The following is a 9,126-nucleotide window of genomic DNA, read 5'->3' on the forward strand; positions in this document are numbered from 1 at the left end:
CATGGACCGTCAGACCGTGCTGACCGCCATCGCCTCGGCCCTGGCCGACGTGCTGGAGAAGGAGGTCCCGCCCATCACCGAGGAGACCCGCTTCTTCGAGGACCTGTTCCTGGACTCCACCTCCGTGCTGGAGCTGCTGGTCTGCCTGGAGGACCACATCGGCTACGAGGTGGACCCCGAGGAGCTGGACATGGACGACTTCGCCTCCGTGGGCAGCCTCGCCGACCGCCTCGCGGACCGGCTGACCGCCGCCGCCCGAGGGGGCCGGCCGTGACCGTGCTGCGGGCGGCGGCCTCGGTGCTCTCGCCGCGCCCCCGCCCCTTCTCCGACGACCCCCGGATGCTCTCCTTCCAGCAGGACCTGATGGCGTCCGCCGGCGGCACCGCCGACGAGGCGCTGCTACGGGCCGGAACGAACGTCTCCCACCGCGACCTGGTGGACCACCTCGCCACCGCCGAGGGCGTCCGGGACGCGGAACCGGACCTGATCGTGCTGGCCCACGCCCTCCCGGACCTCCACCCCTTCACCGCCGTGGCACCCCACCTGAACATGCTGCTCGGCGGTGGCGCCACCAGCATCGGCATCTCGCAGCAGGGCCTGGCCGCGCCCTTCACGGCCCTGCGCGTCGTGGCCGCGTACGAGCGGAGCGGCCGCGGCGCCCGGGCGGTCGTGGCGGTGCTCGAACAGACCACGCTGCCCGCGCACTTTCCGCTCGTGCACGACACCCCGCTGACCGACTCGGGCGTCCTGCTGCTCCTGGGCGAGGGCGAGGGCGGGGACGAGGGCGACGGCCCGTGGGTCGACCGCGTCGAGCGGCTGCCCGAGGACGTCCCCCTGGCCGGCCGGGTCGCGGCACTGGCCGCCGACGACCCGGACGGCACCCTGGTGGTGGCCGGGCCGTGGGTCGAGCCCGGTGCCCTGGACGGGGTCGCGCACGTCGCCCGCGCGGACCCCGGTACGTACTGCACGAGCGTGTGGCTCGCCCTGGCCCGGAACCTCGCCGACTGGCGGGAGCGGTACGCCACCATCCTGCTGTGCGACACCGATCCGCTGCTGGGCGACAGCCACCTCGCGGTCCTGCGCGCCGGGGGCGGCGGGTGAGGCTCGGCATCGACCTGCTGCGCGTCGACGAGCTCGACCGCCTGCTGGACCGGCCGTGGTTCCGGGCCTACGCGTACGCGCCGCAGGAGCTGGCCGTCGCGGGGACCCTCGGCGAGGGGCGCGCCCGGGAGTTCCTGGCGGGCCGGTTCGCCGCCAAGGAGGCCGTGGCCAAGGTGCTGGGCACCGGGCTGGGCGGCGGGGTGACGCCGCGCCAGGTGGCGGTGGAGCGCACCGCGGAGGGGGCCCCGCGGGTGCGGCTGAGCGGGGTGGCCGCCCGCCGGGCCGGGGAGCTCGGCCTGGGCGAGGTCGCGGTGTCCATCACCCACAAGCGGGGGCTGGTCCTCGCGGCGGCCGTGGGGGTACCGCGCGGGGGAGCGGACGGTCTCCCCGCGGCGGGCGGCCTCGCGGAGGCCGTCGCGGGCGATCTCGTACGGCAGTTCATCGCGGAAGGAGCCTGACATGCGGATCGCGGTCACCGGATCGATCGCCACCGACCACCTGATGACGTTCCCGGGCCGGTTCGCCGAGCAGCTCATACCCGACCGGCTGGATCACGTCTCGCTGTCGTTCCTCGTCGACGAGCTGGAGGTCCGGCGGGGCGGGTCGGGCGCCAACATCGCGTTCGGGCTGGGCGTCCTCGGGGTGCCCGCCCTGCTCGTCGGCGCCGTGGGCGACGACTTCGCCGAGTACCGGGTCCACCTCAAGGAGCACGGTGTCGACACCGACCACGTCCGGGTCTCCGGCACCCGGCAGACGGCCCGGTTCGTGTGCGTGACCGACCGGGACGAGAACCAGATCGCGGTGTTCTACGCGGGGGCGATGCGCGAGGCCCGCGAGATCGGCCTGGCGGACGTCGTACGCCGGTCGGGGCCGGTCGACCTGGTGGTGATCTCGCCCGACGACCCGGAGGCCATGCTCGTCCACACCCGGCAGTGCCGCGCGCTCGGCGTGCCGTTCGCCGCCGACCCCTCGCAGCAGCTGGCCCGCCTGGACGGCGCGGCGGTGCGCGAACTCGTCGACGGGGCCGCGTGGTTGTTCACCAACGCCTACGAGGCGGCACTGCTGCTGGAGCGCACGGGCTGGCGGCGCGAGGAGGTGCTGGGCCGGGTGGGGGCGTGGGTGACCACGCACGGCGCCGACGGGGTACGGATCGAGCGGCGGGGTCAGGAGCCGTGCGCGGTGCCCGCCGTGCCGTCCGGCGGGGTCGCGGACCCGACGGGCGTGGGCGACGCCTTCCGCGCGGGCTTCCTCGCCGGCCGGGCGTGGGGGCTGGGCGACCGGAACGCCGCCCGGCTCGGCGCGGCGCTGGCCACCTCGGTGGTGGAGTCGGTGGGCACCCAGGAGTACGTCCTCGACCCGGAGCTCCTGCTCGGGCGGATCGCCGGCGCCTACGGGGAGGAGGCCGGGCGGGCCGTCGGTGCCGCGCTCGCCCGCTCCCCGCGCACCTGACGTCCTTCCGCGTGTCCGTCCCCCGGCCGGCCCGGCCGGGGGACGGTGGCGTTCCCCGCCGGCCGTGCCTAGCGGGCGCGTTCGCCGAGGAGGGCGCGCAGCCGTGCGTTCTCCTCCTCCAGGCCGGCGATGTGGTCGCGGACCGGCTCCAGGAGCTCGGCGAGCTCCCGCTCGGTGTAGCGGGGGGTGATGTGCTGGGGGCAGTTCCAGTTCACGCCCTCCACCGCGATGACGACCAGGCGCTCCACCCGGCCGTCGGTGCGCTTCTCCGCCAGCCGCGCGGCGAGTCCGGGCTCCTCCTCGGCGGTGCGCACGGTGGCGCGGCCGTAGAGCTTGAGCCGGGTGCGGTGCGCGTAGTCCATGAGGAAGAGGGCCACCCGGTCGTCGGCGCGCAGGTTGCCGACGGTGATGTACTGCCGGTTCCCGCGCACGTCGGCGAAGGCCAGGGTGTGCGCGTCGACGACGTGCAGGAAGCCGGGCGGGCCGCCGCGGTACTGCATGTACGGCCAGCCGGTTTCGCCCACGGTCGCCAGGTAGAAGCCGTCGCGGGCGGTGATGAACCCCGCCTCGTCGGGGCCGAGCGGGTCGGGGCCGTCGCCGCCGCCCCGCAGCTGGCGCTGCCCGGCGAGGGCGCTGCCGTTCTCCTCCTGGACCCTCACCACCGAGTCGGTGTAGGCGATGCGGGCGAAACGGGTCATGGGTGACCTTCCTTCGACTCCGGCCTGTGGTACGGCACTTGGGCCGTCGACGGCCTCCTTTTAACCTACCGTGACCATCGTAAGGGTCGATGGTGATCGTAACTCAATTACGATGCTCATCGTCTCAGCCGAAGCTCATAGGAATTGGAGCGTGACCGATGACTTCAGCGGTCGACGGGCCCGCGCCGACGGCGGACCGGAACTGGCGCGCCCACGCGGCGGTGCTGGCGCTGGGGACGTTCGTGGTGGGCACCGACGCCTTCGTCATCGCCGGGGTGCTCCCCTCCATCTCCCGGTCCCTGCACGTCAGCGTGGTGATGGCCGGTCAGCTCATCACCGTCTTCGCGATCGCCTACGCGGTGCTCTCGCCGGTGCTGGCCGCTCTCACGGCGGCGTTCGCCCGGCGGACCGTCCTGGTGGCGGCGCTCGTCGTGTTCGCCGCCGGGAACGCCGTCACCGCCCTGGCGCCCACCTACTCCCTCGTACTGCTCTCCCGCGTCGTGGCGGCCGCGGGCGCCGCGATGTTCACCCCCAACGCGGGCGCCACCGCCGCCGCGCTGGCCGGCGACGCCCACCGCGGCCGCGCCATCGCCGTCGTGAACGTCGGGCTCACCTCCTCCCTCGTCCTCGGGGCGCCGCTGGGCACGCTCATCGGCGGCACGCTCGGCTGGCGGTCGACGATGTGGTTCGTCACCGTGCTGCCCGCGCTGATCGCCCCGGTCATCGCCTGGCGGCTGCCGGCCGTCCGCCTCGCGACGGTCGCCGGGATGCGCCGGCGGCTGGCGCCGCTCGCCGACCGCGGGGTGGCCGGCATCCTGCTCACCACCGTGCTGGCCTTCATCGGCATCTACATCCCCTACACCTACATCAGCGTCGTCTGGGCGCCCGCGGTGGCCGGCGACGAGCACCTGCTGTCCGTGCTGATGCTGGTCTTCGGCATCGCGGGCACGGCCGGCAACCTCGCGGCCGGCCGCTTCGCCGACCGGTACGGCGCCCGCACCGTGGTGCTGGGCGCCATGACCGCGTGCACCGTCGTCTTCGCCGTCATCGTCGTCGCCCGGGACTCGCTGATCGCCGCGGTGCCCGTGCTGCTGGTGGCCGGCTGGGCGTCCTGGTCGGTCCTCACCCCGCAGCAGCACCGGTGCATCGAGGCCGCGCCGCCGGGCGCCCAGCCCCTGGTCGTGTCGCTGAACGCCGCCGCCGTCTACCTGGCGATCTCGCTGTCCAGCGTCGTCGGAGGGCTGGGCATCCGGGTCGTCGGCGAGGGCCCGCTGCCGCTGACGGCCTGTCTCTTCACCGTGGCGGCGGGACTGTTCACCCTGTTCACCGGGCGGCCCGGGAGGGCGTCCCGGGCCGCCGCAGCGGAGAGTCCTCAGATGTCCAGGGTGACGTCATAGGCGCGCAGCCAGGAGTCGAGCCCGAGGACCAGCTCCATGCCGGTGCGACTCTGCTGGGGACTGGTCTCGCCGAGTCCGGTCCCCAGCAGGCGCCGCGCCGCCGCGTCGTCGAGCAACGGCAGCACCGGCGACCCCGGGTCGGCCAGCACCCCGGCGAGCTCACCGCGCAGCGCCCGGTCGTACGCGGGGTCCTGGGTGGTGGGGTACGGGCTCTTGACCCGCTCCACCACCGACGCCGGCAGCAGATCGGCCGTGGCGGCGCGCAGCAGGCTCTTCTCGCGGCCGTCGAAGGTTTTCATCGACCAGGGCGCGTTGAAGACGTAGTCGACGAGCCGGTGGTCGCAGAAGGGGACGCGCACCTCCAGGCCCACCGCCATGCTCATGCGGTCCTTGCGGTCCAGCAGCGCCTGCACGAAGCGGGTGAGGTTGACGTAGGAGAGCCGGCGCATCCGCCGCTCCCGGGCGTCCTCCCCGGGCAGGACGGGCGCCTCCGCCATGGCCTGCGCGAAGCTGTCGCGCAGGAAGTCGGCCATGCCGAGCTTCTGGAGCAGGCCGGGGTCGAAGAGCGACTTGTCGTCGAAGAACGCCCGGGTGGCCGACGACAGCCAGGGGAAGACGTCGCCCTCCACCGCCTCCGGGTCGAAGAACCAGCGGTAGCCGCCGAAGACCTCGTCGGCGGACTCGCCCGACAGCGCCACCGTGGACCGCTCGCGCACCGACTGGAACAGCCGGTACAGCGACGGCCACATGTCGCCCCAGTAGGCGGGCGGCAGGTCGACGGCGCGCAGGACCGCGGCCCGCAGCCCCGGGTCGGCCATCTCCGCGCTCTCCAGCACGATCTCGCTGTGGTCGGCGCCGACGTGCCCGGCGAGGTCGCGCACGAAGGGCGCGTCGGCGGTGCCGCGCAGGTGGTCGACCACGAACTCCTGGCCGTGCGTGGCGAAGTCCACGGAGAACGACCGGACCGGTCCCGCCCCCCGCGCCGCCAGGCCCCGGGCCGCCAGCGCGGTGATCACGGAGGAGTCCAGGCCGCCGGACAGCAGGGTGCACAGCGGCACGTCGGAGATCAGCTGCCGGTCGACGATGTCCTCCAGCAGCCCGCGCACCGTGGCGATCGTGGTGTCCAGGTCGTCGGTGTGCTCGCGGGCCTCCAGGCCCCAGTAGCGGCGCTTGGTCAGGCCGCTCCGCCGCACGCGCACGATCTGGCCGGGCCGCACCTCGTACATACCGGCGAAGACGGCCTGTTCCGGCGTCTTCACCATCTCCAGGACCTCGCGCAGCCCGTCGGCGGTGAGCCGGCGCTGCGCCCCCGGGTGGGCGAGGATCGCCTTGGGCTCGGAGCCGAAGAGCACGCCGTCGGGCAGCGGGTAGTAGTAGAGCGGTTTGACGCCCATCCGGTCACGGACCAGCAGCAGTTCGCGGCGGCGTACGTCCCATACGGCGAACGCGAACATGCCGTTGAGCCGGTCGGCGACGGCCTCGCCCCACTCCAGGTAGCCGCGCAGCACGACCTCCGTGTCGCTGCGGGTGCGGAAGCGGTGGCCGCGCCCGGTCAGCTCCTCGCGCAGCTCGCGGAAGTTGTAGACCTCGCCGCTGTAGGTGAGGCAGGCGACCTCGCGCCCGTCCTCCTCGGCGGTCATGGGCTGCCGTCCGCCCTCGAGGTCGATGACCGACAGCCGCCGGTGGCCCAGGGCGGCGGGGCCGTCCGTCCACATCCCCTCGGCGTCCGGGCCGCGGCAGGCCATGGTCGCGGTCATGGCGGCCAGAACCTGCCGTTCCCGGCCGAGGTCGCGCTCGAAATCCACCCAACCGGCTATTCCACACATATGGTGACTCCTTGCCGAATGACGTGCCGAAGCGGCGTGTGCGCGGAGGAGGCGAACAGTCGGGAGCGCGCGCCCGGTCCTCGGGGCGGCTCGCGGGAAACGCTCACACGGAACGCTCACAGGGAACGCTCACAGGAATGATGATGGAGACCGACTGTTCCGATCGTCATCGTAACAGTCGGCGGCCTTTATCATAAGGGCCGAGACACATCGGAGGTTGACGTGGACGATCGCCAGTACGCCTGGCTGCCGGAGCCCGATCTGGCCGACATCGAGGTGGGAGGCGTCCTGCAGGCGCTGGCCGACCCGGTGCGGCTGCAGATCGTCCGCCTCCTCGACGGCGCGGGCGAAGGCTCGTGCAGCACCCTGGAGTTGCCGGTCAAGCGGTCCACGGTCTCGCACCACCTGCGCACCCTGCGCGAGGAGGGCGTCGTCTCCACCCGGATCGACGGCAACGCCCGCTTCAGCCGGTTGCGCCGCGACGACCTGGAGCGCCGCTTCCCGGGTCTCATGGACGCCATCCTGGGCGCGGCCCCGGCCCGTTCGGCGGCCGGCCCCTCCTGACCGGCGCCTCCTGGCCGGCCGCGTCAGCGGTCCGTGTCCCGGGCCAGCAGGCCCGAGGCGATCCCCCGGGCGCGCCGGATCGGCTCCGTGCTGCGCTCGCGGGACGCGGTGACGGTCGAGCCGTCCATCAGGAGCACGAACTCCCGTGCCAGCGCACGGGATTCCGTGTGTCCCGCGGCGGCGAGGAGCTCCGCGATGAAGTCCGTGACGGCCTCCTTGTGTGCCTGCGCCACGCGCCGCACGGGGCTGTCGGTGTCCGTGATCTCCGCCACCGCGTTGATGAACGCGCAGCCGCGGAAGTCCCCGCCCGCACCCTCCTCGGCGAGGGCGTCGAAGACCGCGAGCGGGTCGTTGCCCCGGGCCCGTACGGCCTCGGTCAGCCACTGCCGCCACGTCCTGTCGCGGCGCTCCAGCACCTCGATCACCAGCTCGTCCTTGCTCGCGAAGTGGCGGTAGAACGAGGCGCGTCCGACCCCGGAGGCGGTCAGCAGACGCTCGACGCCCACCGCCCGGATGCCCTCGGCGAAGAAGAGGTCCTGGGCGGCCTGAACCAGCCTGTCGCGCGCGTGAGTCGGCATGGCCCACACGGTAATCGACCTTGACTCCAAACGGAAACGATCGGTACTGTCCCGCAAGAACGGTATCGATCGGTACCGAATGGCCGGACGTCCTCCACACGCCGTGCCGACGCGTCCGCCGCGTGCCCCGCGGCCGCGCGTCGCCGGAACTCCCCCCCAGACCTACGACTGGACGCGTATGGACAGCCACACCCGAGACAAGTCCCCGTTATCCGCCCGCTGGGCCGTTCCCGTGCTGGGCTTCGCCACCTTCGCCATCGGCACGGACGAGTTCGTCCTCGCCGGCGTCCTCCCCGAACTCGGGGACGACCTCGGCGTCTCCATCGGCACGGCGGGCCAGGTGGTCACCGCCTTCGCCCTGACCTGCGCGGTGCTGGCGCCCGTCCTGGCCACCCTCACCGCCTCCCGGCAACGCCGCGGAGTCCTGTTGTCCGCCATCGGCGTCTACCTGGTGGGCAACGTCGCCACCGCGCTCGCCCCGACCTTCGCGGCCGTCCTGGCCGCCCAGATGGTCGCGGCCGTGGGCGCGGGGCTCTTCGTACCGACGGCCGCGGTGACCGCGGCCTCGCTGGTATCCCCCGGCCGGCAGGGTCGCGCCATCGCGGCCGTCACCACGGGATTCACCGCGGCAACAGCGCTGGGCGCGCCCATCGGCACCGCCGTGGGCGGTCAACTGGGCTGGCGGGCCACGATGTGGTTCGTCGCCGCGCTGGCCGTCCTCGGCCTGCTCGGCGTGCGCGCCCTGGTGCCCGCCAGGGTCGCGGCCCCGGCCCCGGAGGGGCTGCGGGCACGGCTGGCCCCGCTCAAGGACCGCCGGGTGCTGGCGATCCTGGCCACCACCCTGATCGGGTTCACCGCCGTCTACATCCCCTACACCTACATCGCCCCCGTCTTCGAGAAGGCCACCGGCGGCGAGGGCGACCGGCTGGCCGTGCTGATGTTCACCCTCGGGGTCATCGGCACCCTGGGCAACCTCGGGGCCGGCGCGCTCGCCGACCGGATCGGCGGACGGGGCGTGGTGGCCGGCGCGCTGCTCTGGCTGACCGGCAGCCTGGTGCTCTTCCCGCTGGCCACCGGCCACTTCGGCACGGCCGTCGGCATGATCGTGGTGTACGGGATCGCGGCCTTCGCCATCACCACCCCGCAGCAGCACCGCCTGATCACCCTCGACCCGGGGGCGGCCTCGGTGCTGGTGTCGCTGAACGCCGCCATCCTCTACCTGGCCATCTCGCTGTCCGGCGTCGTCGGAGCGGTCGGGATCGCCTGGGACGGGGCGGGGTCCCTGCCGCTGATCGCGGCGGGCCTGGCGGTCGTCGCCCTGCTCGTCTCCGAGGTGGGCCACCGGCTCGCGCACCGCGGCCGGGCCGCGGCGGTCCCCGCGCTCGGCGAGGAGCCGTCCGCGGTCGTGGGCGGCGGCTGAGCGGGCCGGGGGGGGGGGGGGGGGGGGGGGGGGGGGGGGAGGGTGACGGGTGGTTGCGCTGGGGCGGGGGTGGGGGGAGACCCTTGTCATGCG

Annotated in this window: 10 protein-coding genes; 7 read left to right on the forward strand and 3 right to left on the reverse strand. The window is 73.9% G+C overall.

Annotated elements, in window-relative coordinates; translation table 11 throughout:
• Position 1: 1 nt before the first annotated feature.
• The 4 genes from AC07BS_RS14880 to AC07BS_RS14895 are packed head-to-tail and all read left to right on the forward strand — an operon-like array spanning position 2 to position 2,550.
• Positions 2-274 carry an acyl carrier protein gene (locus AC07BS_RS14880; RefSeq protein ID WP_478932537.1) on the forward strand — a complete coding sequence of 91 codons (273 nt, stop codon included), beginning with the start codon at positions 2-4 and terminating at the stop codon, positions 272-274.
• Positions 271-1,101, forward strand: a complete 831-nt coding sequence (locus AC07BS_RS14885) for a hypothetical protein (RefSeq protein WP_478932404.1) — start codon at positions 271-273, stop codon at positions 1,099-1,101. The genes AC07BS_RS14880 and AC07BS_RS14885 overlap by 4 nt, the downstream gene beginning before the upstream one ends.
• Positions 1,098-1,559: a holo-ACP synthase gene (acpS, locus tag AC07BS_RS14890; RefSeq protein WP_478932406.1), complete on the forward strand. Its 462-nt coding sequence runs from the start codon at positions 1,098-1,100 to the stop codon at positions 1,557-1,559. Before AC07BS_RS14885 ends, acpS begins: the two co-directional genes overlap by 4 nt.
• A gap of 1 nt (position 1,560) precedes the next feature.
• Positions 1,561-2,550 (forward strand): carbohydrate kinase family protein, encoded by a 990-nt coding sequence (locus AC07BS_RS14895; protein ID WP_478932408.1) that lies wholly within the window; start codon positions 1,561-1,563, stop codon positions 2,548-2,550.
• A 68-nt stretch (positions 2,551-2,618) separates the two neighbouring features.
• Here the strand turns inward: AC07BS_RS14895 and AC07BS_RS14900 are convergent, their stop codons facing one another.
• The gene (locus tag AC07BS_RS14900) at positions 2,619-3,248 is read right to left on the reverse strand and encodes a pyridoxamine 5'-phosphate oxidase family protein (protein WP_478639558.1); all 630 of its coding nucleotides are present in this window, start codon (positions 3,246-3,248) and stop codon (positions 2,619-2,621) included.
• Positions 3,249-3,406: 158 nt separating this feature from the next.
• On the opposite strand from AC07BS_RS14900, the gene AC07BS_RS14905 reads away from it, so the two are divergent.
• Positions 3,407-4,645, forward strand: a complete 1,239-nt coding sequence (locus AC07BS_RS14905; protein WP_478639556.1) for an MFS transporter — start codon at positions 3,407-3,409, stop codon at positions 4,643-4,645.
• Here the strand turns inward: AC07BS_RS14905 and asnB are convergent.
• On the reverse strand, positions 4,621-6,471 hold the full coding sequence (gene asnB, locus AC07BS_RS14910) for an asparagine synthase (glutamine-hydrolyzing) (RefSeq protein ID WP_478639554.1): 1,851 nt from the start codon (positions 6,469-6,471) through the stop codon (positions 4,621-4,623). The two genes, AC07BS_RS14905 and asnB, sit on opposite strands and share 25 nt — an antisense overlap.
• 222 nt (positions 6,472-6,693) lie before the next feature.
• Here asnB and AC07BS_RS14915 point away from each other — a divergent pair, with 222 nt between their 5' ends.
• Positions 6,694-7,035 carry an ArsR/SmtB family transcription factor gene (locus AC07BS_RS14915; RefSeq protein ID WP_478639553.1) on the forward strand — a complete coding sequence of 114 codons (342 nt, stop codon included), beginning with the start codon at positions 6,694-6,696 and terminating at the stop codon, positions 7,033-7,035.
• A 23-nt stretch (positions 7,036-7,058) separates the two neighbouring features.
• Here the strand turns inward: AC07BS_RS14915 and AC07BS_RS14920 are convergent, their stop codons facing one another.
• Positions 7,059-7,613 carry a TetR/AcrR family transcriptional regulator gene (locus AC07BS_RS14920; protein WP_478639550.1) on the reverse strand — a complete coding sequence of 185 codons (555 nt, stop codon included), beginning with the start codon at positions 7,611-7,613 and terminating at the stop codon, positions 7,059-7,061.
• 178 nt (positions 7,614-7,791) lie between these two features.
• Here AC07BS_RS14920 and AC07BS_RS14925 point away from each other — a divergent pair, with 178 nt between their 5' ends.
• Positions 7,792-9,033 carry an MFS transporter gene (locus tag AC07BS_RS14925; RefSeq protein ID WP_478639549.1) on the forward strand — a complete coding sequence of 414 codons (1,242 nt, stop codon included), beginning with the start codon at positions 7,792-7,794 and terminating at the stop codon, positions 9,031-9,033.
• Positions 9,034-9,126 lie beyond the last annotated feature (93 nt).

The sequence above is a fragment of the Streptomyces sp. NPDC044063 genome, assembly GCF_056434285.1.

What these genes read in the sequence shown, in the direction of transcription:
- AC07BS_RS14880 (WP_478932537.1), top strand. Translation starts at nt 2, where the DNA reads ATGGACCGTCAGACCGTGCTGACCGCCATCGCCTCGGCCCTGGCCGAC.
- AC07BS_RS14920 (WP_478639550.1), bottom strand. Translation starts at nt 7,613, where the DNA reads ATGCCGACTCACGCGCGCGACAGGCTGGTTCAGGCCGCCCAGGACCTC.
- AC07BS_RS14895 (WP_478932408.1), top strand. Translation starts at nt 1,561, where the DNA reads ATGCGGATCGCGGTCACCGGATCGATCGCCACCGACCACCTGATGACG.
- AC07BS_RS14900 (WP_478639558.1), bottom strand. Translation starts at nt 3,248, where the DNA reads ATGACCCGTTTCGCCCGCATCGCCTACACCGACTCGGTGGTGAGGGTC.
- AC07BS_RS14905 (WP_478639556.1), top strand. Translation starts at nt 3,407, where the DNA reads ATGACTTCAGCGGTCGACGGGCCCGCGCCGACGGCGGACCGGAACTGG.
- asnB (WP_478639554.1), bottom strand. Translation starts at nt 6,471, where the DNA reads ATGTGTGGAATAGCCGGTTGGGTGGATTTCGAGCGCGACCTCGGCCGG.
- AC07BS_RS14925 (WP_478639549.1), top strand. Translation starts at nt 7,792, where the DNA reads ATGGACAGCCACACCCGAGACAAGTCCCCGTTATCCGCCCGCTGGGCC.